At 62.4% G+C, this 22,902-nt stretch carries 21 protein-coding genes; 14 read left to right on the plus strand and 7 right to left on the minus strand.

The annotated features are described in order from the left end of the window. Positions 1-9 precede the first annotated feature (9 nt). The 4 genes from napH to JYJ39_RS12125 all read right to left on the minus strand — a co-directional run bounded on the left by napH (position 10) and on the right by JYJ39_RS12125 (position 4,718). On the minus strand, positions 10-900 hold the full coding sequence (napH, locus tag JYJ39_RS12110) for a quinol dehydrogenase ferredoxin subunit NapH (RefSeq protein WP_205204656.1): 891 nt from the start codon (positions 898-900) through the stop codon (positions 10-12). Beyond that, positions 897-1,751, minus strand: coding sequence for a ferredoxin-type protein NapG (napG, locus tag JYJ39_RS12115; RefSeq protein ID WP_205204657.1), 855 nt, complete (start codon positions 1,749-1,751; stop codon positions 897-899). The genes napH and napG overlap by 4 nt, the downstream gene beginning before the upstream one ends. A 110-nt stretch (positions 1,752-1,861) precedes the next feature. Beyond that, positions 1,862-4,414 carry a nitrate reductase catalytic subunit NapA gene (gene napA / locus JYJ39_RS12120; RefSeq protein WP_205204658.1) on the minus strand — a complete coding sequence of 851 codons (2,553 nt, stop codon included), beginning with the start codon at positions 4,412-4,414 and terminating at the stop codon, positions 1,862-1,864. A 43-nt stretch (positions 4,415-4,457) separates the two neighbouring features. Then, positions 4,458-4,718 (minus strand): chaperone NapD, encoded by a 261-nt coding sequence (locus JYJ39_RS12125; RefSeq protein WP_205204659.1) that lies wholly within the window; start codon positions 4,716-4,718, stop codon positions 4,458-4,460. A gap of 263 nt (positions 4,719-4,981) precedes the next feature. Between JYJ39_RS12125 and JYJ39_RS12130 the strand changes: the two genes are divergently transcribed. The 12 genes from JYJ39_RS12130 (at position 4,982) to JYJ39_RS12185 (ending at position 18,813) form a co-directional block, all read left to right on the plus strand. Then, positions 4,982-6,859, plus strand: coding sequence for a histidine kinase (locus JYJ39_RS12130; RefSeq protein ID WP_205204660.1), 1,878 nt, complete (start codon positions 4,982-4,984; stop codon positions 6,857-6,859). Further along, the gene (gene narL / locus JYJ39_RS12135) at positions 6,856-7,500 is read left to right on the plus strand and encodes a two-component system response regulator NarL (RefSeq protein ID WP_205204661.1); all 645 of its coding nucleotides are present in this window, start codon (positions 6,856-6,858) and stop codon (positions 7,498-7,500) included. Before JYJ39_RS12130 ends, narL begins: the two co-directional genes overlap by 4 nt. Before the next feature lie 94 nt (positions 7,501-7,594). Continuing rightward, positions 7,595-7,972 (plus strand): winged helix-turn-helix domain-containing protein, encoded by a 378-nt coding sequence (locus JYJ39_RS12140; RefSeq protein ID WP_205204662.1) that lies wholly within the window; start codon positions 7,595-7,597, stop codon positions 7,970-7,972. A gap of 172 nt (positions 7,973-8,144) precedes the next feature. After that, on the plus strand, positions 8,145-10,121 hold the full coding sequence (locus JYJ39_RS12145) for a TonB-dependent receptor plug domain-containing protein (protein WP_205204663.1): 1,977 nt from the start codon (positions 8,145-8,147) through the stop codon (positions 10,119-10,121). 193 nt (positions 10,122-10,314) lie between these two features. Continuing rightward, positions 10,315-11,136 (plus strand): ABC transporter substrate-binding protein, encoded by an 822-nt coding sequence (locus JYJ39_RS12150; protein ID WP_205204664.1) that lies wholly within the window; start codon positions 10,315-10,317, stop codon positions 11,134-11,136. After that, positions 11,133-12,137, plus strand: a complete 1,005-nt coding sequence (locus tag JYJ39_RS12155) for a FecCD family ABC transporter permease (protein WP_205204665.1) — start codon at positions 11,133-11,135, stop codon at positions 12,135-12,137. Before JYJ39_RS12150 ends, JYJ39_RS12155 begins: the two co-directional genes overlap by 4 nt. A 142-nt stretch (positions 12,138-12,279) precedes the next feature. Then, positions 12,280-13,035 (plus strand): ABC transporter ATP-binding protein, encoded by a 756-nt coding sequence (locus JYJ39_RS12160; protein ID WP_240189650.1) that lies wholly within the window; start codon positions 12,280-12,282, stop codon positions 13,033-13,035. Positions 13,036-13,043: 8 nt separating this feature from the next. Next, the gene (locus JYJ39_RS12165; RefSeq protein WP_205204667.1) at positions 13,044-13,574 is read left to right on the plus strand and encodes a nucleoside-triphosphatase; all 531 of its coding nucleotides are present in this window, start codon (positions 13,044-13,046) and stop codon (positions 13,572-13,574) included. Positions 13,575-13,597: 23 nt separating this feature from the next. Beyond that, entirely contained in the window at positions 13,598-14,215 is a 618-nt protein-coding gene (gene mobA / locus JYJ39_RS12170) for a molybdenum cofactor guanylyltransferase MobA (RefSeq protein ID WP_205204668.1), read from the plus strand. Between the two features lie 248 nt (positions 14,216-14,463). Further along, complete coding sequence (gene hemE, locus JYJ39_RS12175) at positions 14,464-15,531, plus strand: uroporphyrinogen decarboxylase (RefSeq protein ID WP_205204669.1); 1,068 nt, start codon at positions 14,464-14,466, stop codon at positions 15,529-15,531. A gap of 249 nt (positions 15,532-15,780) precedes the next feature. Then, positions 15,781-17,763 (plus strand): primosomal protein N', encoded by a 1,983-nt coding sequence (locus JYJ39_RS12180; protein ID WP_205204671.1) that lies wholly within the window; start codon positions 15,781-15,783, stop codon positions 17,761-17,763. Between the two features lie 51 nt (positions 17,764-17,814). After that, positions 17,815-18,813, plus strand: a complete 999-nt coding sequence (locus JYJ39_RS12185; RefSeq protein WP_205204673.1) for a hypothetical protein — start codon at positions 17,815-17,817, stop codon at positions 18,811-18,813. Here the strand turns inward: JYJ39_RS12185 and JYJ39_RS12190 are convergent. Beyond that, complete coding sequence (locus JYJ39_RS12190; RefSeq protein ID WP_205204675.1) at positions 18,748-19,992, minus strand: MFS transporter; 1,245 nt, start codon at positions 19,990-19,992, stop codon at positions 18,748-18,750. The genes JYJ39_RS12185 and JYJ39_RS12190 overlap by 66 nt on opposite strands. Positions 19,993-20,069: 77 nt before the next feature. Beyond that, positions 20,070-20,714, minus strand: a complete 645-nt coding sequence (locus tag JYJ39_RS12195) for a hypothetical protein (RefSeq protein ID WP_205204677.1) — start codon at positions 20,712-20,714, stop codon at positions 20,070-20,072. A gap of 194 nt (positions 20,715-20,908) precedes the next feature. Between JYJ39_RS12195 and JYJ39_RS12200 the strand changes: the two genes are divergently transcribed. Beyond that, on the plus strand, positions 20,909-22,156 hold the full coding sequence (locus JYJ39_RS12200; RefSeq protein ID WP_205204679.1) for a mechanosensitive ion channel family protein: 1,248 nt from the start codon (positions 20,909-20,911) through the stop codon (positions 22,154-22,156). A gap of 86 nt (positions 22,157-22,242) precedes the next feature. Continuing rightward, positions 22,243-22,584, plus strand: coding sequence for a DUF1840 domain-containing protein (locus JYJ39_RS12205; RefSeq protein WP_205204681.1), 342 nt, complete (start codon positions 22,243-22,245; stop codon positions 22,582-22,584). An 18-nt stretch (positions 22,585-22,602) separates the two neighbouring features. Here JYJ39_RS12205 and JYJ39_RS12210 read toward each other — a convergent pair. Then, the coding region (locus JYJ39_RS12210) for a hypothetical protein (RefSeq protein WP_205204682.1) at positions 22,603-22,902 on the minus strand (300 nt) is incomplete at its 5' end.

The following is a 22,902-nucleotide window of genomic DNA, read 5'->3' on the forward strand; positions in this document are numbered from 1 at the left end:
GTTGAAAAATCAGGGAGCTACGCCGGAACCGGAGCAGACCGGCGCTGCCGCTGTGGCACCTAGGCCAAAACGGAATACTTCTTTCGAGCACACGTCGATGCAGCGCCCGCAGTTGGTGCAATTGGCTTCGAGAATCACCGGGCCGGCGCCACCGACAGCTTTCAGGGCCGTGCGGATCACCTGCTGCTCGGGGCAGACGGCGAAACAGTCCATGCAATCGTTGCAGGCATCCCGCTGCGGCAGGCGCACGCGCAGCAGCGCGCCCTTGCCGAGCAGGCTGTAGAACGCCCCCACCGGGCAGAAATGCCCGCACCAGCCGTGCCGCATCACGAACAGGTCAAAGAGGAAGATGCTCAGCACCACCAGCCAGGCCAGCCCCATCCCGAAAATCAGGCCGCGATGCAGCATCGAAACCGGGTTGAGCATTTCCCAGGCGATCGTGCCGATCAGCGCGCCGACCACGAAAGTCATGCCGAGAATCCAGTAGCGCACGCTGCGCGACACGTGCGGCCCGCCCTTGATGCCCAGGCGGGAGCGCAGCCAGGCCGCCGCGTCGGTCACCATGTTGAGCGGGCAGACCCAGGCACAGAAACTGCGCCCGCCGACCGCGAGGTAGAACAGGAGCACGATGGCCACGCCGATCCAGGCCAGCTTTTCCGGCCATTGCCCGGCCAGCAGGGATTGCAGCAGGACGTAGGGATCGGTAAGCGGCAGCGTGCTCAGGGTGTAACTGTAGGCAAGATTGCCCTTGACGATCCACCAGCCGAACCAGGGGCCGACCAGGAACAGCGCGAGAATGCCGAGCTGGCTGAAACGGCGCAGCAGCAGCCACTTGTGGGCGGCCAGCCAGCCTTTTCCCTGCACGGCTTCGGCGCCGGGACGCAGCAATGAGCGGCTCATAGCTGATCCTCCTGGAAAGCGCGCGGCACAGCGTCGCCCGCTTCGCCGCCAGCCGGCGGCGCCTGCTGCAACCCCTTGCCCAGTTCGTAGTGCATGCCTTCCGGCATGTTGAAATGGTGTTCGATGTCCGGCGCGACCAGACTGTGGCCCGCCTTTTCCTTCTCCACCCAGCCCAGGCGGTAATGCTCGGACAACTGGCCTTTCGCCATGTAGCGCGGGAATACCTTGATCGAGGCCACTTCCGTCGGGCAGGCCTTTTCGCACTTGCCGCAACCGGTGCAGTAATCGGAATGCACGACCGGAATGAACAGGGTGTGATGACCGGTACGCTGGTTGGTCTGTGGGTCGAGGGTGATGGCCTTGTCCAGCACCGGGCAGACACGGTAGCAGATGTCGCAGCGCATCCCCAGATAGTTGAGGCAGGTTTCCTGATCGACCAGCACCGCCAGCCCCATCTGCGCCTTGTTGATGTCGGTCAGACTATGGTCGAGCGCCCCAGTGGGGCAGGCCACGACGCAGGGAATGTCCTCGCACATCTCGCACGGACGCTGGCGGGCCACGAAATACGGGGTGCCAGTCGCCATCGGTTCTTCCGGTCTGGCGAGATGCAGGATGTCAAAGGGGCAATCGCGCACGCACAGGCCGCAGCGGATGCAGGCCGCGGCAAGCTCGCTTTCCGGCAGTGCGCCGGGGGGGCGCAGGGCGGCCGGCGGCAGAGCCTTGGCGTGTTCGGCATAGAACCCCATGCCGACGCCCAACAGGCCGACGCCACACGCCAGCCGGGCCGAATCGACCAGGAACTGGCGGCGCTTGCCGCTCGCTACGGTTGTCGTTTGTGCTTTGTCACTCATGACAAGACTCCCCCGGGCAGTTTTCCCCAACTGCCCGGTTGCATTCCCCTGAGTTGAACGATGATTGAAAAGTCAGCGCCAGGCCTTTGTCAGCACCTAGCCAGCCGGCATCACGCCTTGGTCACCTTGGCCGCGCACTTCTTAAAGTCCGTTTCCTTGGAGATCGGGCAGGTTGCATCCAGCGTCAGCTTGTTGACCAGGCGGTGCTCGTCGAAGAACGGCACGAAGATCAGGCCTTCCGGCACCTTGTTGCGGCCCTTGGTATCCAGGCGTAGCTCGATCTCGCCGCGCCTGCTCGCCACTTTGACCACGTCGCCGCGCTTCAGGCCGCGTTTTTCAGCATCTTTCGGATGCATCCACACCACGGCATCAGGGAATGACTTGTACAACTCGGGCACACGGCGAGTCATCGAACCAGTGTGCCAATGTTCCAGCACACGCCCAGTACACAACCACAGATCGTAATCCTGATCCGGCATTTCCGCCGCCGGCTGGTAGGGCAGCGCGAAAATCTTCGCCTTGCCGTCCGGGTAGCCGTAAAAGCGCACGCCTTCACCCACCTTGACGTAGGGGTCGTAGCCTTCGCGGAAGCGCCACAGGGTTTCCTTGCCATTGACCACCGGCCAGCGCATGCCGCGCACCTTGTGATAGGTCTCGAACGGCGCCAGATCGTGCGCATGGCCGCGCCCGAAGGCGGCGTATTCCTCGAACAACCCTTTCTGCACGTAGAAGCCGAAATGTTCCGACTCGTCGTTGGTGTAACCCGGCCAGGCGTGGGCGTTGACCGTGGCGGTTTCGGCCTGCGGGAACTTGTTCACCTGGCCGTTGGCGTAGAGCACGTCATAGAGCGTCTTGCCGGCAAACTCCGGTTTCTTGGCGATCAGTTCCGCCGGCCACACTTCTTCCACCTTGAAGCGCTTGGCAAATTCCATGTACTGCCACAAATCAGAGCGCGCCTGCCCCGGTGCTTTCACCTGCTGGCGCCACATCTGGCCGCGGCGCTCGGCGTTGCCGAACATGCCTTCCTTCTCCATCCACATGGCGCAGGGCAGGATCAGGTCGGCCGACATGGCCGACACCGTCGGATACACGTCGGACACCACGGTGAAGCATTTCGGGTTGCGCCAGCCGGGGTAGGTTTCGCCGTTGATGTTGGGACCGGCCTGCATGTTGTTGGTGGTCGAGGTCCACAGGAAGCCGACCTTGCCGTCCTTCGCCATGCGCGATTGCAGCACGGCGTGGTAGCCCACCCAGTCCGGAATGGTGCCGGCCGGCAATTTCCAGATGCCTTCGGAAATTTCGCGATGCTTGGGGTTGGCCACCACCATATCGGCAGGCAGGCGGTGGGCAAAAGTTCCGACTTCGCGCGCTGTACCACAGGCCGATGGTTGCCCGGTCAGCGAGAAGGGGCTGTTGCCCGGTTCGGAAATCTTGCCCACCAGAAGGTGCACGTTGTAGATCATGTTATTGACCCAGGTACCGCGCGTGTGCTGATTGAAGCCCATCGTCCAGAAGGACGTGACCTTGACCTTGGGATCGGCGTAGGCCTTGGCCAGCGACTCCAGGCGATCCTTCGGCACGCCGGAAATCTCGTGCGCCTTGTCGAGGGTGTATTCGGAGACGAACTTGGCGAATTCCTCGAAGGTGATCGGAGAGTGCTTGTTCGGGTCGCCCTTGGGCTTGCCGTCCGGACCGGGATAGCCGTTGTTACCAGCGGCCTGCTCCAGCGGGTGATTGGGGCGCAGTCCGTAGCCGATGTCGGTGACACCCTTGAAGAAGCCGACGTTCTTCTTGACGAAGGCTTCATTCACCGCCTTGTTCTGGATGATGTAGTTACAGATGTAGTTGAGAATGGCGAGATCGGACTGCGGCTTGAAGATCAACTCGTTGTCCGCCAGTTCGCAGGAACGGTGGCTGAAGGTGGACAGTACGTGAATCTTGACGTGCTTGGCTGTCAGGCGGCGGTTAGTGATGCGCGACCAGAGGATCGGGTGCATTTCCGCCATGTTCGATCCCCACAGCGCGAACACGTCGGCGTTCTCGATGTCGTCGTAGCAGCCCATCGGCTCGTCGATACCGAAGGTGCGCATGAAGCCAGTCACGGCTGAGGCCATGCAGTGACGGGCGTTGGGGTCGATGCTGTTGGTTCGCAGCCCGGCCTTCCACAGCTTGGCGGCGGCGTAACCTTCCCACACTGTCCACTGACCAGAACCGAACATGCAGACGCCACGCGGCCCCTGATTGGGGTCTTTCAACGTGGCCTTGACCTTTTCGGCCATGATGTCGAAGGCTTTTTCCCAGGAAATCGGCGCGAATTCCCCGTTCTTGTCGAACTTTCCGCCCTTCATGCGCAGCATGGGTTGGGTGAGGCGATCCTTGCCGTACTGGACTTTGGCGAGGAAGTAACCCTTGACGCAGTTCAGCCCCTTGTTCACCGGCGCGTCCGGGTCGCCCTGAGTGGCAACGATGCGCCCGTCGCGGGTGCCGACCAGCACGCCGCAGCCGGTGCCGCAGTAGCGGCACGCGCCCTTGTCCCAGCGGATGCCGTCGCCACCGCGCTCCTGCGCCAGCAGGGTGCCGGGGGCCGCCACGCCGGCGCTTACCGCAGCAGCAGCCACCGCATTGCTCTTGATGAAATCACGCCGCGTCAGTTTGACTTCCATTTTTCTCTCCTGATTTCTGAAACTTTCAGTTTTGGCGCAACAGTCAGGCCGTCACGGTAATTTCGCTTTCCGGTTCATCTTCCTGCTGGTGGAATACCATCGCCGCCGACATCACGTCGTCGAGCTTGCTGACGATTTCGTAGCTGTGCACGGTTTCGGCGTCGGTCTGCGTTTCGATGGTGATGATGATTTTCCCCTCCGGTGACACCAGCGCCACTTCGACGCCAGGCAATTGTTCAAGGGCTTCGCACACCAGATGCACGCGCTCGGGACGCGGAATGACGACAACGCTGGACAGGTTCATGAATCACCTCGGCAAGGCTTCCCCGGCAAAGCCGGAAAAAACCACAGTTAGCGGATGACGGGCATCCTAGTCAGCGCGCACCACCCTGCATACCCCCAGATTGCACATGGGTAAACTACATAACTACCCATTAAGGGGTAGATCGCCTTTCCGATAGATTTTTCCTTTCTTAATAAAATCAAACTCATGCACAATCTCCCACCTTGCGCCCCCACACTTGGCGCTACACCTATTTAGATCGCAACTACGCCGTAATTTCCGCCATGCCCCGCCCGCGCCCCGCGCCTTCTCCCCGCCTTTTTCCGGCGCTGCGCCATTCGGTGCTGCTACGCATCGGCGCGCTGATGGGGTTTCTCGCGCTGCTCTCCATCGTCTCCATCCTGATTTCCACCATGATCGCCGAGGACATCAGCGGCCGCGCGCGCGCGGTCAACGTCTCCGGCTCGCTGCGCATGCTGAGTTTTCGCACCCTGAGTGAATTGCAGCAGCCGGAAAAGCGCGCCCAGGCGCTAGAAACCATCCTCAAGGTGGAACGGCGCCTGCACTGGCTGGAGCGTTTCGCCGCCAACAAATCCGCACCCGACGCCCTCTCCGCCCGCGCCTTGAAAAACCTGGTCCAGCGCTGGGAAAACCAGATCCGACCGCTGGAAATGGCGATTGCCAACGGCCACGCCGCATCGCTCTTCAGCGCCACCCGTGAAATTCCCGATTTCGTCGATGACATCGACGAAATCGTGCGCCTGATCGAAGACGAACTGGAAAGCCGCGCCAAGCTCCTGCGCGCCATTCAGCTCGGGCTGCTGGCGGTGATCGTGCTCATCAGCAGCATCACCATCTGGCTGTTGCATCACCATCTGGTGCAGCCGCTGGCGCAGCTTCTGCAAGCCGCCAAAACGGTATCGCGCGGCTCCTTCAGCGCCCGCGTGCAGCACGTTTCGGCCGACGAACTCGGCCAGCTCGGGCGCGCCTTCAACGCGATGATCGGCGAAATCGCCGGCATGTACGCCCATCTGGAAGAAAAGGTGACGGAAAAGACACAGGCCCTGACGCAGAGCAAGCAATCCCTGGAACTCCTCTACCGCGTCAGCCAGCAACTCTCGGCCAGCGACCTCACCCTCGACCAGATCGAATCCATCCTCGCCGAAGTGGGCGAGGCGCTCGCCATCGGCAGCGCCATGATCTGCATCAGCGAACACGGCCACTTTCCGGCGCGCACCGTGGTCGGCGATTTCAACGAGGATGAAGCCGGGCACTGCTGCCGCCAGATGGATTGCCGCAACTGCTTCGTCCGTTCGCATCAACCGCTCAGTGAGCAGGCGGCGCGGCATTCGCTGGTGGTGCTGCCGATCGGCGACAGCAGCGGCCAGCTTGGTGCCCTGCCCATCCTGCTGCCGCCCGGCACCGAACTGCCGCCGGAAAAGGCGCGCATCGTCGAAACCGTCGGCCATCACGTTTCCAACGCCCTGCTCAACATGCGCCGCACCGAGGAAAAACACCGTCTGGCGGTGCTCGAGGAGCGCAACGTGATCGCCCGCGAATTGCACGACTCCATCGCCCAGTCCCTGAGCTACCTGAAAATCCAGGTTACCCGCCTGGAAAAATGCATCGCCGAGGACTGCAATCCGCAGGACATCCTGAACGAACTAAAAACCGGCCTGAACAGCGCTTACCGCGAGTTGCGCGAACTCATCACCACCTTCCGGCTGCGTATCGACGCGGGCGGTTTCCAGGCGGCGCTGGAAAGCACCATCGCCGAGTTCTCGAAAAAGATCGGCACGCCGCTGGAAGTCAGCAACGCCATGCCGGGGCTGGTGTTTTCCGCCAACGAGGAGATGCACATCATCCGCATCATCCGCGAGGCACTCTCCAATATCGAGCGCCATGCCAGGGCGCAGCGGGCCGGGGTGGATATCCGGGTCGACGACACCCGGCGCGTTACAATCCACATCTTCGACGACGGGCGCGGTTTCGATCCCGGCGCCGTGCCGAGCAACCATTTCGGCACCGCCATCATGCGTGACCGGGCGCACATCCTGGGCGGCGTCCTGGATGTGGATTCGCTGCCCGGCCAGGGCTGTCGCATCCAATTGCAATTCACCCCGCAACACTACCGCCAGAGCGAACCGGAGCACCAAACATGACCGATCCGACCCGCGTCCTCATCATCGACGACCACCCGCTTTTCCGCCGCGGCCTCAGCCAGTTGCTCGAACTGGCGCGCAGCTTCGCCCTGGTCGGCGAAGCCGCCAGCGGCCAGGAAGGCATCGAGCTAGCGCGCCGGCTCGATCCCGACCTGATCCTGCTCGACCTCAACATGACGGGCATGAGCGGCGTGGAAACCCTGAGCACGCTACGCGACCTGGGCATCGAATCGCGCATCATCCTGGTCACCGTCTCCAATGCGCCGGAAGATCTGGTTGCCGCCATCCGCGCCGGGGCCGACGGCTACATCCTGAAAGACAACGAACCGGACGAAATGCTCGCCCTGATCGACGCCGCCATGCACGGGCGCACCGCCATCAGCCCGGAGCTGACCAGCCTGCTCGCCACGGCGCTGCGCGAGGAGCGCATCGTCGAGCAGCGCAGCCAGGTCGCCCTGACCGAGCGCGAAACCGCCATCCTCAAGTATCTGGCGGCAGGCATGTCGAACAAGCTGATCGCCCGCGAACTCGACATCATGGAAGGCACGGTCAAGGTGCACATCCGCAACCTGTTGAAAAAGCTGAAATTCCGCTCGCGCGTCGAAGCGGCGGTGTGGGCCGTGGCGAACGGACTCAGTTAGGGCGGGAAACGAAGGGCATCGGCAATCGAGAGAAAAACCGCGGTGCGGTAACATCTTTCGGCTTCGGTTCTGCCATTTCCAGGATACGCCCTTCATGAAGCCCACTTCGACCGAGCCGCAAGCCATGCTGCTGCGTCCCCGCGTATACATCGGGGAATCGATTGACATCGGCCCCGGAAAGATCGACCTGCTGCGGCAAGTCGCTGCCGGTCGTTCGATCAGTGCCGCAGCGCGGGCCATGGGAATGTCCTACAAACGAGCCTGGCTGCTGATCGATACGCTCAACCAGGGATTCGGCAACCCCGTCGTCGAGACCTCGGCGGGAGGCAGGGGCGGCGGCGGCGCAGCCCTCACACCGCTGGGCGAAGCGCTCGTGGCGCATTTCACGGCGCTGGAAAAGAAACTAAACCGGGCGGCCCAGGCGGAACTTGCGGCACTGCGCGAACTGGTTTCCGGCATTTCCGGCAAGTGAGGCAGGCGGTCAGCCGCTGATCGCCCGGACCGGTCGATACCGGGCGCGCCGATAAAAATTCAGTTTTCGTATCATGTCGACATGGTTCTTGACAGAGAGCGTTATGGCATTTATGTTACAGCGAGCATCAATTATTTTATTCTTAATATAAATCAAATTTATCCGGGGTCTCATGAAACGCGTCTCGCTAGGCCTGTTTTTTCTTTCGGTACCGTTTCTTTCGCTCGCCGACGGCGGCATGTTTGACCTCGGAACCGTCATCGTCATCGGCCAACGACCGCAGCTCGGAGAGGTGGCGTCCGAACAGGTTTCCTCGATCGTGACCCGCGAAGACATCCAGACCCACAACCGGGAAACCGTCGGCAACGCGGTCAACCTGCTCTCTGGCGTGGCCGTCTCCACCAACTCCCTCAACGAGCAGACCGTGTTTCTGCGCGGCTACGATCCGCGCCAGGCACCCTTGTTCATCGACGGCATTCCCGTATATATCCCCTATGACGGCTACGTCGATTTCGGTCGCTTCGGTACCGCTGACCTGGCGGCCATCCAGGTTGCCAAGGGCTTCAGTTCCGTGGCCTACGGCCCCAATACCCTGGGTGGCGCCATCAACCTGATCTCGCGCAAGCCGGCAAGGATCTTCGAGGGTGACGTCAGGGCCGGCTTCGGTCAGGAAGGTAGCCGCCACGCAGAAGCCAACGTTGGCACTAACCAGGGCAAATGGTATCTGCAACTCGGGGCGTCCACCCGCAGGGCGGACGGCTTCCGTATGTCATCCGATTTCAAGCCCACCGCGACCGAGGATGGCGGGCGCCGCAATAACTCGTACTACAAGGATGACAAAGCTTCCCTTAAATTCGGCATCACGCCCGGCGGCAATGACGAATACGCGCTGACCTACATCAAGCAGAACGGCGAAAAGGGCCAGCCGCCCTCCACCGATCCGGCGTTTGTACGCTACTGGAAATGGCCGCTCTGGGACAAGGAGAGCCTCTACTTCGTCTCGCGTACCGCCCTGGGCGCCCGTGAAACGCTGAAGCTGCGCCTCTACGTCGACAAGTTCGACAACTCGGTGACCAGCTACACCGACGGCTCCTATACCACCCTCAAGACCAGCGGCTCCGGCAGCATCTCCACCGGTCGCAGCATTTACCACGACAAGACCTACGGCGGTGCGGTGGAACTCGAATCCCGGCGCTTCGACGGCCATCTTCTGCGCCTCGTCGCCCAGATGAAGAACGACCGGCACGAGGAGCGTGACGGCAACGGTGCGCTGGGCGCGGATTTCGAGGACACCCTGCGCTCGTTGTCGATCGAGGACGGTATCTCGCTCGGCGACAGGACGCTGCTGTCCATCGGTCTGGCGCATCACGAACTCAGACCGGAAAAGGTGTTCAGCAGTGGCGGCAGTTTCACTCTTCCGGACAGCCAGAGCACCACCGATGCGCAGATCGGCCTGTTTCACGATCTGAATCTCGACGCACGCCTGTATGCCACCGTGGCGCAGAAGACCCGCCTGCCGACTCTGAAGGATCGCTACTCGATCCGTCTGGGCCGCTACATCGAGAATCCCGGCATACGGCCCGAGGAGGCCGTCAATTATGAAATCGGATACCAAGGCCGCCTCTGGGGCAAAGCCCAGGCCGAGGCTGCGCTGTTCTGGAACGATATCAAGGACAAGATCCAGAGTGTCAATCTGAATGGCGCAGCCGATTGCAGCAACGTCAACCAGTGCCAGATGCAAAACGTCGGCAAGGCCCGCATCAAGGGCGTCGAGCTTGGTCTGAAAATGCCGCTCGGCACACAATGGGAAATCGGCGGCAACGCCACCTGGATGGACGTGAAAAACATCAGCGATCCCACCGTCAGGCTCACCGGCATCCCCAAGACCAAGATCCTGCTGCATGCCCTCTGGCGGCCCGTCGCCAGCGTGAACCTGGTTGCCTTCGCCGAACGCAACGGCAGCCGCTGGGGATCGAACACGGTCAAGCTGAACGGCTTCACGACGCTCAATCTCAAGGCGGTCTGGCACCTGCAGGCTCTGGCGGCGGAAATCGGCGTCAATAACGCGACCGACAAGAACTACGAACTGAACGACGGTTTTCCGACCCCGGGGCGGATGTGGTTCGCCAACCTGAGCTACCGGTTCTGATGCTGCGATGAAACGGCGCGACTTTCTCGCCCTGGCGGCGGCACTTCCCTGGCTGCCCGCTCAAGCGGTCGACGCGCCGGCCAGGAGCCTCCACATATTCGGAACCCTGCCGGCGCCGGACAAGGTGCGGCGTGTGTTCGCCGCAGGCGCGCCGGCGGCCGTTCTCGTCTATGCGGTGGCACCGGACAAGCTGATGGGCTGGCCGTGGCTGATGTCGAACGAGGCGCATGCGCTGCTTGCGCCGGGACGGCGCGAACTGCCGATGCTCGGTCGCCTGGCCGGGCGCGGCAGCACCATGCCGCTGGAAAAACTCGTCGCCCTGAAGCCCGACATCGTCATCAATGCCGGCACGCTGGATGCGACCCACCTCTCCACCGCCGAACGCACGCACCGGCAAACCGGCATCCCCTACCTGCTCATCGATGGCCGGCTGGCCGACAGCGCCCGCCAGCTGCGCGACTGTGGCCGCCTGCTCGGAGCCGCCGAGCGCGGCGAACAACTCGCGCGTCATGCCGAGGCGACGCTGCTCGCCTGCCGCGACCTCCGTCCACAGGGCCAACCGCAAGTGTATCTGGCACGCGGCGCCGACGGCCTGGAAACGGCGCTGCCCGGTTCGCTCAACGGCGAGTGCATCGAAGCTGCCTGCGCCGTCAATGCCGCCGCAGGCAGCGGCGGTCTGGCGCGGGTGTCGCGCGAACAACTGCTGGCCTGGGCGCCGGATGTCATCGTCACGCAGTATCCGGAGTTCTTCGCACTGGCGCGGCAGGATGCCTTCTGGCAGCGGCTGCCGGCCGTGAAAAGAGGACACCTCGCGCTCGCGCCGAGCCAGCCCTTCGGCTGGCTCGACGGCCCAGTCGGCATAAACCGGCTGATCGGCGTGCGCTGGCTGTTCGAACGTCTGCACGGCGATACCGCGAGATCTGACTGGACCGACCATGCGCAGGCGTTCCATCGCCTGTTCTACGGCCATGCGCCGTCACGGGAGGATCTGTTTCGCATGGCGGGACTGGCATGAAACTGGCCCGCTGGCCTGCCGGGCCACGCCTCCTTGTCCTGTCGGTACCAACGCTTGCGGCGCTGCTGGCAGCGTTCACCTTCGGCCCCTATTCGCTGACGCCGGGAGAGGTGCTCGCCGCGCTGCTGGCCGGCCCGGCGGCGACGGGTGACGCTGCCACGGTGGTGTGGAACCTGCGCCTGCCGCGCATCGCCGCCGGGCTGCTGGTGGGCATGGCACTCGCCGCCGCCGGCGCGGCCTATCAGGGCATGTTCCGCAATCCGCTGGCCTCGCCGGACATCCTCGGCGTCTCCGCCGGCGCCGGGCTTGGCGCATCGCTCGCCATCCTTTATGGACTGCCGCTTGCCGCCGTGCAGGGGGCCGCCTTCTGCGGCGGCCTGCTCGCAGTCGGCAGCGTCTATTTCGTCGCCGGTCGGGTACGACGTCACGACCCGGTGCTGATCCTGGTGCTGGCCGGCGTTGCGGTGGGCACCCTGTTCGGGGCCGGGATCTCGCTGGTGAAAGTACTGGCCGACCCGAGCGCGCAACTGCCGAGCATCACTTTCTGGCTTCTGGGCGGACTGAACGCCGCAGCCCCGACCGACCTGGCGTTGGCAGCCCCCCTGGTCGCGATCGGTCTCGTGCCCATGCTGCTGCTGCGCTGGCAAGTCAACCTGCTCGCCCTCTCCGACGAGGAAGCCGCCGCCATGGGCGTAAACGTGACGCGCCTGCGGCTGGTGCTGATCTCCTCCGCGACGCTGATAGCGGCGACCGCCGTGTCCATCGCCGGCATCATTGGCTGGGTCGGCCTAGTGGTGCCGCACGCGGCGCGGCTGTTGGTCGGACCGGAGTTCTCACGGCTGCTGCCAGCCGTGCTTCTGCTGGGCGGCGGTTTCCTCGTCGCCGCCGACACGCTGGCGCGTTCGGTAACCGTCATTGAGTTGCCACTCGGCATCCTGACGGCATTCGTCGGCGCTCCAGTATTCCTGTGGCTGTTGGCAAGGACAGGCAGGCGAGGATGAGAACAGGCACGGTTCAGGAAGATTTGATTGCTGCTGCCGGGGAAGCCGACATGTCGATTGTGAACAGCACGGCCCCAATCACCACCGGCACTACGCTCATCAACGGCCCCCTGGACAGCCCGTCCACGTGCGGGGAAAGACCGTGATTGCCCTGGAGGCACGCGGTTTGGCCATCGGCTATCGCCACCATACGGTAGGCGAGGAGATCGACCTGACGCTCGCCAACGGGGAGGTTCTGTGCCTGCTCGGTCCGAACGGCAGCGGCAAGACCACTCTATTCCGAACACTGCTCGGCATTCTGCCCGCTTTGCGCGGCGAGGTGCGGGTCGCCGGGCGGCGGATCGGCGAATGGCACAGGAGGTATCTGGCGCACCAGCTGGCCTACGTCCCACAGAGCCATGCCGGCCTGTTCGCCTTTACCGTCGAGGAGGTGGTTCTGATGGGGCGGACGGTGCGCATCGACCGCTTCGCCACCCCCTCGGCCCGCGACCGGGAAGTCGCACACCAAGCCCTCGACGCGCTCGGCATCGGTCCTCTGGCAGAGCGCGTCTATACGGAAATTTCGGGCGGCGAGCGGCAACTGGCGCTGATCGCCCGGGCGCTGGCGCAGGAGGCGACCATCCTGATCCTCGACGAACCGACCGCCAACCTCGATTTCGGCAACCAGTTGCGGGTGCTGGAACATATCGAGGGCCTCAAGACCCGGGGGCTCGCCGTCCTCATGTCCACCCATCAGCCCGAACACGCGCTGCGCGTGGCCGACCGCATCGCCTTTCTGAGAACGGGCCGCATCGTTGCTCAGGGCGGGCGCAATATCGCCAGCGCGCGGAGCCTCGCCGATCTGTACGGTGTCGACGAGCGACTGGTGGCTACAAGCCTGCCCCAGAGCGTGTCATGAGTCCGTTCATGCTCACGCCGCATGCCGCACTCGATCGCTGCCGAGAAGGCGGCACGAGGCAACTCGTCCTCCTTTCGGGCGAACGCGGAGCCGGCAAGACCACTTGGTGTCGAAGCCTGGCCGACCTGGCGCAGGAGCAGGGCCTGATAGTCGCTGGGCTGGCATCACCGGCGGTTTTTTGCGATGGCCGCAAGACGGCCATCGACCTGCTGGATCTGAGCTGCGGCGAGACCCGCCGGCTGGCCGAACGCGCCGGCTTCGGCACACTGGAAACCGCTGGATTGGGGTGGCGTTTCGATCCGGCGACCCTGGCCTGGGGAAACGCTCTGATCAAGAGCGCAGGCGCATGCGATCTACTGATGATCGATGAAATGGGACCGCTGGAATTCTCGGGCCGGGACGGTTTCACCGCCGGCTTCGCCGTCATCGATGCATGCCGCTATCGCCTGGCCGTGATCGTCGTGCGACCAAAACTCATGCCGATCGCACTGCAAAACTGGCCGCAGGCACAAATCGTTGAACCGACCGACACCGTATGAGTGAACACCGTGGGAACCATGCAATGACAACGGATACCCACATCCACAACACTATCAGAGACAGCACCAGCGCCGTCATTCTGGCGGGCGGCCAAGCCCGGCGCATGGGCGGCGTGGACAAAGGCTTGCAACTGCTGGCGGGGCGACCACTCATTGCACACACGCTGGCCCGCCTGGCGCCGCAGGTCGGCCCTATCGTCATCAGCGCCAACCGCTGTCTGCCTGAGTACATGGCTTACGGTCATCCAGTGTTGCCGGACGCATTGCCTGGTTTTATCGGTCCTTTGGCCGGTCTGCACGCCGCTTTGTGTGCTACCGGTACGCCTTATCTAGCCTGCCTGCCCTGCGATTCACCTTATTTTCCGATGGATCTGATTGCTCGTTTGTTCTCGGCGCTGACGGATCAGGACGCCGAGGTCGCCGTCATCCGCCAAGGCGAGCGCGTGCACCCTGTGTTCAGTCTATACCGGCGCAGCGTTCTGCCACAGCTAACGGCTTATCTTGAGCGCGGCGAGCGACGTTTCATGACCTGGTTGCAGGAAATCGACAGTGTTTATGTTGACCTCCCGGTCGATACAACTGAATTTGCCAATTTCAACACACTTGACGAGCTGCAACGTGCCTCATCCATTTCAACCTGAGCTCTGCCATACCTTGCTATTCCTGCATCCTGTTCGACCTCAACGACACCCTAATCGAAACTTTCAAGCAAGCTACGACTCCACCAGCTATCAGGCCAGCGCACCACTGACGGTATTGTTTCCCATATTCGCCTTCGCTTTCGTCTACATGAATCTCTCGTTGTCCTCACCCCAGCTTTCTGGCGGAAGTGACCGATCAGCAATAAAGACGGATAATCCCCCTCTTTCGACTTTTGGCGGAGTAGACCGTGAGCCGACCCAAGAATGATGCCTTCCTGCGTGCGCTGTTGAAGGAACCCACCGACTTTACCCCGCTGTGGATGATGCGCCAGGCCGGGCGCTATCTGCCCGAGTACTGCGCCACCCGCAAACGGGCAGGCAATTTCCTCAACCTGTGCAAATCGCCGTCCATGGCCTGCGAAGTGACTTTGCAACCACTCGCCCGCTACGATCTTGACGCCGCCATCCTCTTTTCCGACATCCTCACCGTCCCCGACGCGATGGGCCTGGGCCTGTATTTTGCCGAAGGCGAAGGCCCAAAATTCGAGCGGCCGCTGCGCGAGGAATGGGCCATCAACAGCCTGAGCGCCCCCGATCCCTACGATCATCTCGGCTATGTCATGGATGCCGTCAGCGAAATTCGCCGGGCCCTGAACAATTCGGTACCGCTGATCGGCTTTTCCGGCAGCCCTTACACCCTTGCCTGTTACATGATCGAAGGCCAAGGCTCCTCCGATTTCCGCCACATCAAGGGCATGCTCTACAGCCGTCCTGATCTGCTGCACAAGATCCTCGATGTCACCACGCAGGCGGTCATCAGCTACCTCAACGCCCAGATCGATTCCGGCGCCCAGGCCGTGATGATTTTCGATACCTGGGGCGGATCCCTGTCGGCTTCGGCCTACAAGGAATTCTCACTGGCTTACATGCAGCGCATCGTGGCCGGTCTGAAGAAAGAAAAGGACGGGCAGCGCATCCCCAACATCGTGTTCACCAAGAATGGTGGCCTGTGGCTGGAGGACATTGCAGCCATCGGCTGCGACGGTGTCGGCCTCGACTGGGGCATTGATATTGGCAGCGCGCGCCGCCGGGTGGGCGACAAAGTTGCCCTGCAAGGCAACATCGATCCCAACGTGTTGTTCGGCACGCCGGAAACCATCGCCGCTGAAGCAAAAAAAGTGCTCGACAGCTTCGGTCCGGGCAATACCGGCCATGTATTCAATCTCGGCCATGGCATTTCGCAGTACACCCCGCCGGAAAACGTCACCGTGCTGGTCGAAACCGTCCATGCCCATAGCCGGACGCTGCGTAAGTAAGGACTAACTGAAGTGCCGGGGCTTGACTTATGCACAAGTTTTCGCCCCCGGCCCTTCAAACATCTTTCGCTGAGTGCTTGACAGCCGAAAAAATACCCAAGTTCATGATTTATATAGATTTGGGGTTTTTGCTCATGCTTTCAGCAAAATAACAAATTCCTTAAGAAACGCCGACTTAGCGTTTCTACCCCGTGATAACTCACAGACTTATCCACAGCTTTTGTGGACAAGTACCACCCCTCTCTCACCATGCCGATAGTGCGCGTTGCGCTCGATGTCCCGCTGCATCGTCTGTTTGATTACCAGCTGGCCGATGCCTGTCCGGCAGACGTGGGACGGCGTGTGCGTGTCCCATTTGGCCGCGGCGAGAAGATCGGCGTTGTCGTCGCCACTGCCGAGAGCAGTGAATGGCCGCTGGCTCAGCTGAAAACCGCCCGCCGTATCGAAGACGATCTGCCGCCGCTACCGCCCGATTTTTTCCAGTTGCTGGAGTTCGCAAGCACTTACTATCAAGCCCCCCTCGGTGAAACCATAATGGCGGCACTACCGGCTGGCTTGAAACGTCTGACACCACCGCAGCGACGCTCTGGCCGCACGCAACGACCGCCGACAGCGCAACCCCGGCCACAGCTGACCGCCGAACAGGCGGCAGTGATCGACGCCATCGACATCGACGGCGGCTTCGTGCCCCACCTGCTGTTCGGCGTGACCGGCAGCGGCAAGACCGAGGTCTATCTGCGTCTGATCGAACGCGCCCTCGCACTCGGCCAGCAAACCCTGCTGCTGGTGCCGGAAATCAACCTCACCCCACAACTGGAAGCCCGGGTACGGGCGCGCTTTCCGGAGCAGACGATTGTTGCCCTGCACAGCGAACTCGCCGAAGCCGCCCGTGAACGCCACTGGCTACAGGCCCTGCGCGGCGAAGCTGATGTCGTCCTCGGCACCCGCCTCTCCATATTCACGCCGCTGCCACGCCTCGGACTGCTTCTGGTCGATGAAGAACACGATGCCTCCTTCAAGCAGCAGGACGGCATGCGTTACTCCGCGCGCGATCTGGCCATCGTACGCGCCCGCCAGCAGAACATTCCCATCTTGTTCGGCTCGGCCACGCCAGCCCTGGAAAGCTGGGCCAATGCGGAGAACGGCCGCTACCGGCGACATTTCCTGTTGCAGCGGGCCAATCCACAGGCACAACTGCCCCCGGTACGGATCCTCGACACCCGCCAGATCAAGTTGCAGGAAGGCGTAGCCGAGCCGCTGCTGGCCGCCATCCGCAACCGTCTGGAGCGAGGAGAGCAAAGTCTGGTTTTCCTTAACCGGCGCGGCTACGCCCCCGTCCTTGCCTGCCCGGCCTGTGGCTGGATCTCGCACTGCCAGCGGTGTGCCGCCAATCTGGTCGTGCATCGCGCTGACCACTGCCTGCGCTGCCATCACTGCGGTTTTGAAGCAAGGATTCCCCGCGCCTGCCCGACCTGCGGCAATCAGGACATCCAGGCCTTCGGGCGCGGCACCCAGCGGCTGGAAAGCTGGCTGCAGGAACAATTTCCCGCAGCACGCATCCTGCGCGTCGACCGCGATGCGGTGAAAAGCCGCAAGCAATGGGAAGAAATGCTCAGCCGCATTCATGGTGGTGAAGCCGACATCCTGGTCGGCACCCAGATGCTGGCCAAGGGGCACGATTTTCCCCGACTCACCCTGGTCGGCGTACTCGGTGCCGATGCGGCATTGTTTGCCGCTGACTGGCGCGCCCCCGAGCGCCTGTTTGCCCAGTTGATGCAAGTCGCCGGGCGGGCCGGACGAGCCGAATTGCCGGGCGAAGTCATCGTGCAGACGCAATATCCCGACCACCCCCTGTTTGCCGCCCTGGTCGCCCAGGATTACCCCAGTTTCGCCAGCAACCAGCTGCAGGAGCGCGCCCAGGCCGGTTTCCCCCCCTACACGTTCCAGGCCATCCTGCGCGCCGAAGCACCACAAATGGCAGACGCTCTGGCTTTCCTGCAAGCTGCCGTCACCTTGCCGGAAGCCGCAGGGCAGGACAGCATCAGCATCTACGACCCAGTACCGATGCGCATGGCGCGCCTGGCCAATCTCGAGCGCGCCCAATTGCTGGTCGAATCGCCCTCCCGCCCGGCGCTGCAGCAATTTCTGCCGCGCTGGCGCGAAGCCCTGGAACAACTGCGCACCCCGCGCCAATTACGCTGGCACATCGAGGTCGACCCGCTCGAATGCTGATCGGCACGGCCCTTGCTTGATGTTCTCTCCGAACACAGTCAAGGAGCCATCATGAAAATCGAAGCCTCTGCCCTCCAGCTCTCCGCCAGCCACGAAGCCAGCCAGAGCCGCAGTCTGAGTGCCGAATCGCGCATCACCTTCCGCCAGATGCTGGGCGGATTGGCGGAAGAGAAAACGGAAACCGATCTACATGAACGCGTCCGCAAGCTCCTGGAAAGTCTGATCGAGCGCATCATCGCGGCCCTGGAAGGACGGACCGTGCGCGAACAAAACCCGCTGTTCGACACGGCAGCAACCACCCCGTCAGAAACACCGGTCGGCCCCGGCAAAGATAGTGGCGGCCGGGAAATTCACTGGCAGACATCGGTGTGTGAAACGGTCAGTGAGTTCGAGCGGACCACCGTCTGCGGCACAGGTTGGGTCCGGACCAGTGACGGTCGTGAAATCGGCCTCGATTACGCGCTCAACATGGAGCGCAGTTTCCACTCGGTGAGTTACAGCGAAACGAGCGGCAGTGTCGTGCTCAAGGATCCACTCATGCTGTCCTTTGATGGCATGGCGTGCGAACTCACCAACCAGCGCATCAACTTCGATCTTGCCGCCGATGGCTCGGCACAATGGATTCCACAGCCAGGCGGCAACAGCTGTTTCCTGGTCTGGGACCGCAACGGCAACGGCCGCGCCGACGATGGCCGCGAACTATTCGGCGCTCAGAGTGGTAACGGCTTTGCCGATCTGCAGCAACTCGATCACGACCGCAATGGCTGGATCGACGAAGCCGATCCAGCCTTCAACGAACTCGGCCTGTGGTTTGCCGATCGGTACACGACCCTGGCCACGGCCGGTATCGGCGCCTTGTTCACAGGGTCTGTCGCCGCACCGTTTGCGCTCAAGGACAGCGACAACAGCATGCTCGGTTACATCCGCGATGCTGGCCTGTTCCTGTTCGAAGACGGCCGCAGCGGAGCGCTGCAACAGGTGGATCTAGCGGTCAGTCGTAGCGCGCCGGGGAAACATGAACCAGACGAGCGCCAGCAACTGACAACCTAGCAACAGGACAAAGGCGGCACGGTAAGCCTCGGCACTGCTCAGGCCAGCCGCATGCAAGGCATCGACCAAGCCGCCGATACCCCATTGCAGGCCAAAGGCGCCGGCAAACACCAACAGATTGAATGCCGTGCTGGCCCGTCCCGACCAGTGCGGCGGAAACGCCTGCGCCACCAGCGAATAGGCAATGTTGGCCAGAGAGAAGCAGCCCCCCAGCATGGGCCACAGCAGCGCGCCCGCAAATTGCGGCCACAGGCAGATCATGCCCAGCGCCACCGCCGCCAGCACCATCGCCCATTGATACAGCTGCGCCAGTGACAGGCCACGCTGCACCAGCCGGGTAGCAAAAAAACCAATCCCGAGAAAACCCGCCAGCATGGTGATGCCCATCCAGGTCAGGCGGGCCGCCACAGCGGCAGCATCAAGATTTTCCAGCACCGCCATCCAGCGTGAGGCCCACAGCCCCTGTACCGCCATGAAACCACCGATGAAGGCGAAACCCATCGGCGCATAGCGCTGGAAATGCGCATCTGCAAAAATTGCCCGCAACTCCCGCAGCTGCTGCCGCAACGGCACCACCGCCGCATGACTCTCCTTATCTGGTACCACCCGCCAGAGCAACAAAGCCACCAGCAGAGTCAGCAGCGCCAGAGCCAGCACGATGCCACGCCAGTGGGTAACCGTCAGCGCCATCTCCAGAGGCTTTGCCGCCACCAACGCCCCCAGCCCCCCTGCGGCCATGATCCAGCCCGTCATGGCGGTCAGACGCTCGGCGGAAAACCACTGGGTGAACGCTTTCATCGATGCCATCAGACAGGCCGAGACCCCCAGCCCGATCAAGGCCCGGCCCAGGGTCAGCCCGAGCAGGCCCTCCGCCAGCGCAAAAACAACCGCACCGCTCGCAGCCACCGTCAGTAGAAAGGCTTCCACACGGCGGGGACCGTAGCGATCAAGCAGCAGCCCCAGCGGAATCTGGGCTGCACCAAACGCCAGGAAATACGCACTGGTCAACAACCCCAGGGCGTTATCCGGCAATCCCAGTTCGACCGCGATCACCGGCCCGAGAATGGCATTGACCGTGCGATACAGGTAGGACAGGAAATAGCCGGCAGCGAAGGGCAGCAGCAAGCACAGGATCAGATCGGGGCCCGCCGCAGCGGCGCGGGTGGATGGCATGGACATGGTACGGGCGTTTCACGTGAAACGCCCCACGGCAAGGGCCGGGGGCGCAGGGAAGAAAGGCTGCGTGAACGGTCGGCTCAGACGCGAACCGCAACGCCTTTCACATTACCCCAGGTCGTCGTCAGGGTGCGCAGCACGCTGGCTCCCGACTCCAGAAGCAGCAGGAACAGATCCCGCTCGGAATAAAGGCAGACCGGCTCCGCGATGCCGTATTTGTCTGCCAGAGGCGGTGCCAGCCGGGCAAACCGCTCATAGATCGACTGCTCGCGGCCGGCATAGCCTTCGCCCAGCTCCGAGTGCAGGCCCAGTATGGAGATGTAGAGCTTGCCGCCGATGCGCAATTTTTTCATCAACTGCCGGATTTTTTCCTTACCCTGGGCATAGGGGAGGTGACACAGTCCGCGGCGCAAGACAATGATGTCGTAACGCACTTCGTCCCCCTCTTCCGGCGGGCTCGGCGATTGAGCAGGGGCGAACCGGATCGTTCCTTGCAAACCGGCCGCAAGGATGCGGTTTTCAATTTCCTGCTGCTGCGACGGCTCATCAGCCACCGTGACCCGCGCGCCCAGCTGCGCAAAACGCCCGGCCAGACGACAACGGCCGGCAGGCAGAATCAGCACGCGAACATCGTGTTCCACCCGCTGCCGCTTGACGCACTCTTCCAGCGCCAGTTGCTGAATGGCATCCTGTTCTTCCACCCATGGTTGCGCTTGCGAATTCATGGCAGCCTCCTTTCGGCCATTCTGCCCGACGGAAGATGCCTCTGGCAACCGGCAGCAGCACTGCGTGTGACGGCACTTGGCATGCCGATGGATTTCTGCCTGCGCATTGCCGCCTGCGTCGCCCCTCCTGCCGCAGGCCAGAAAATCCAGTTTGTTATCATCAACCGCCCGACAAGCCATACAAGGAGCATCGCATGCCCCAGGAAATCACCGATTTCACCCGCTGGCTCGAGCAGCACCCACTCTCCCACGCCCTTTTCTTCACCACCGCGCTTCTGCTGCTGGCCTGGCTCGCCAACTGGCTGACCAAGCACATCCTGCTACGCGGCCTGTACCGGCTGGTCAGCTTCACGGCAAACGATCAGGAGCTGACACCATTACCCGTCATTGCCCGTCTGGCAAATGTCGTTCCGGCCCTGGTACTGAGTCTGGGCATCAAGGTTGTGCCTGAATTACCAACAGCACTGGTGACTGTGGTCGAGAACGTCTGCGGCGCCTTTGTCGTGCTCACCATCGCACTTGCCATCGGCGGTGCGCTGAACTGGGGCAACGCCCTCTACCAGCGTCGCCCGGACGCGCATCTGCGGCCCATCAAAGGTTATGTCCAGGTAGCGAAGATCGTGATCTATGCGCTCGCCACCATCCTGATCATCGCCAGCCTGATCGACCGCTCTCCTCTGCTGCTGCTCTCCGGTCTGGGTGCCATGGCGGCAGTGCTCATGCTGATTTTCCAGGACACCCTGCTGTCGCTGGTGGCCAGCGTGCAACTCAGCTCCAACGACATGGTGCGCGTCGGTGACTGGATCGAGATGCCTCAGCTCAACGCCGACGGCGGCGTCATCGACATTGCCCTGCACACAGTCAAGGTACAGAACTGGGACAAGACCATCACCACCATCCCGACCAAGCGCCTGATTTCGGACTCCTTTCGTAACTGGCGCGGCATGAGTGAATCGGGCGGACGCCGCATCAAGCGCAGTCTTTACCTCGATCAGACCAGCGTCCGTTTCCTGACCGAGAATGAATGCCGCGACCTGGGCCGCTTCGCGCTATTGCAGGAATACCTGCCCGGCAAACTCGCCGAAATCGAAGCCTGGAACGCCGGACGTCCGGGTGACATCGTCAATCACCGACGACTGACCAACATCGGCACTTTCCGCACCTATATCGAAAACTACCTGCGTCACCACCCCGGCATCCACCAGGAGATGACGATGATGGTCCGGCAACTGGCGCCGACAGCCGACGGCGTGCCGCTGGAACTGTACTGTTTCACCAGCACGGTGGCCTGGGTACCTTACGAAGGCATACAGTCGGATATCTTCGATCACCTGCTGGCGATCCTGCCGGAGTTCGGTTTGCGCGTCTTCCAGCATCCCAGCGGTGCCGACATGCGCGGCATGCTGGCCAGGCAGGCAGGGATTGCGCACGCCGCGCCCTAGCCATGCATCGACCCGTGCTGCCACACCGCCGTAGCGGCACTGGGTTATAGTGCCGCCTTGTTCATACGTCTGCAGGAAACCCCGACATGGCCATGCTCGTGACTTTTGAATCCAGTGAAACGGGGGAATTGTTCATGTATGCCGAAGTGGCGCGCATGCTGTTCGACATCGTCGGCAAGGAAGGCACGGCACGCGGCGTATTCACGCAACCGCAGATGTTGCCGGCGGCAGAGAAATTGCAGGCTGCTGTCGCCGCAGCGAAAGCGCAGATGGCCACTCCAGCGGTGGATGAAGACAGCGAAGAAGCGCAGCAACCGTTGCCCGTGAGCCTGCCGCAACGCGCCTGGCCCTTCATCGACATGCTGGAGCGTACGGCCCGCAGCGGTTCGGATGCGCACATCACCTGGCAGGCAGCGGCTGATTTCTGACTCCCCGCCGCCACAGCGTCAGAAAAATTCGATATCGTCTTCCTGCTCGCGCATTTCCTGATTGAATCGCGCGACGGCTTCATGCACCGGCACCCCCGCCATGACCGCCTCGAACATCGCGCTTTCCTCGCGTGTCGAGTATTTGGCCTTGATGCGCTGTTGCAAGCCGACCCATTCTTCCGGGTTGTACAAACGGACGGGCTGACCCACCAGATCACTTAACTCACCCAGACTGTGAGTGACATGTGACAGACGCTGGACCAGTGAGGTAGGCTGAAAAAAGTGGAGTCCAACGTTTCGTAAAATGATCGAAAACGG

This window comes from Azonexus hydrophilus, from assembly GCF_905120355.1.
Lineage (GTDB): Bacteria > Pseudomonadota > Gammaproteobacteria > Burkholderiales > Rhodocyclaceae > Azonexus.

Coding starts and splice junctions, on each gene's coding strand:
- JYJ39_RS12125 (WP_205204659.1), bottom strand. CDS start 4,718: ATGAACCTGTCCAGCGTTGTCGTCATTCCGCGTCCCGAGCGCGTGCAT.
- JYJ39_RS12180 (WP_205204671.1), top strand. CDS start 15,781: ATGCCGATAGTGCGCGTTGCGCTCGATGTCCCGCTGCATCGTCTGTTT.
- narL (WP_205204661.1), top strand. CDS start 6,856: ATGACCGATCCGACCCGCGTCCTCATCATCGACGACCACCCGCTTTTC.
- JYJ39_RS12165 (WP_205204667.1), top strand. CDS start 13,044: ATGCTCACGCCGCATGCCGCACTCGATCGCTGCCGAGAAGGCGGCACG.
- JYJ39_RS12200 (WP_205204679.1), top strand. CDS start 20,909: ATGCCCCAGGAAATCACCGATTTCACCCGCTGGCTCGAGCAGCACCCA.
- napA (WP_205204658.1), bottom strand. CDS start 4,414: ATGGAAGTCAAACTGACGCGGCGTGATTTCATCAAGAGCAATGCGGTG.
- JYJ39_RS12190 (WP_205204675.1), bottom strand. CDS start 19,992: ATGTCCATGCCATCCACCCGCGCCGCTGCGGCGGGCCCCGATCTGATC.
- mobA (WP_205204668.1), top strand. CDS start 13,598: ATGACAACGGATACCCACATCCACAACACTATCAGAGACAGCACCAGC.
- JYJ39_RS12140 (WP_205204662.1), top strand. CDS start 7,595: ATGAAGCCCACTTCGACCGAGCCGCAAGCCATGCTGCTGCGTCCCCGC.
- napG (WP_205204657.1), bottom strand. CDS start 1,751: ATGAGTGACAAAGCACAAACGACAACCGTAGCGAGCGGCAAGCGCCGC.
- JYJ39_RS12150 (WP_205204664.1), top strand. CDS start 10,315: ATGGGCTGGCCGTGGCTGATGTCGAACGAGGCGCATGCGCTGCTTGCG.
- napH (WP_205204656.1), bottom strand. CDS start 900: ATGAGCCGCTCATTGCTGCGTCCCGGCGCCGAAGCCGTGCAGGGAAAA.
- JYJ39_RS12185 (WP_205204673.1), top strand. CDS start 17,815: ATGAAAATCGAAGCCTCTGCCCTCCAGCTCTCCGCCAGCCACGAAGCC.
- JYJ39_RS12155 (WP_205204665.1), top strand. CDS start 11,133: ATGAAACTGGCCCGCTGGCCTGCCGGGCCACGCCTCCTTGTCCTGTCG.
- JYJ39_RS12195 (WP_205204677.1), bottom strand. CDS start 20,714: ATGAATTCGCAAGCGCAACCATGGGTGGAAGAACAGGATGCCATTCAG.
- JYJ39_RS12205 (WP_205204681.1), top strand. CDS start 22,243: ATGGCCATGCTCGTGACTTTTGAATCCAGTGAAACGGGGGAATTGTTC.
- JYJ39_RS12130 (WP_205204660.1), top strand. CDS start 4,982: ATGCCCCGCCCGCGCCCCGCGCCTTCTCCCCGCCTTTTTCCGGCGCTG.
- JYJ39_RS12145 (WP_205204663.1), top strand. CDS start 8,145: ATGAAACGCGTCTCGCTAGGCCTGTTTTTTCTTTCGGTACCGTTTCTT.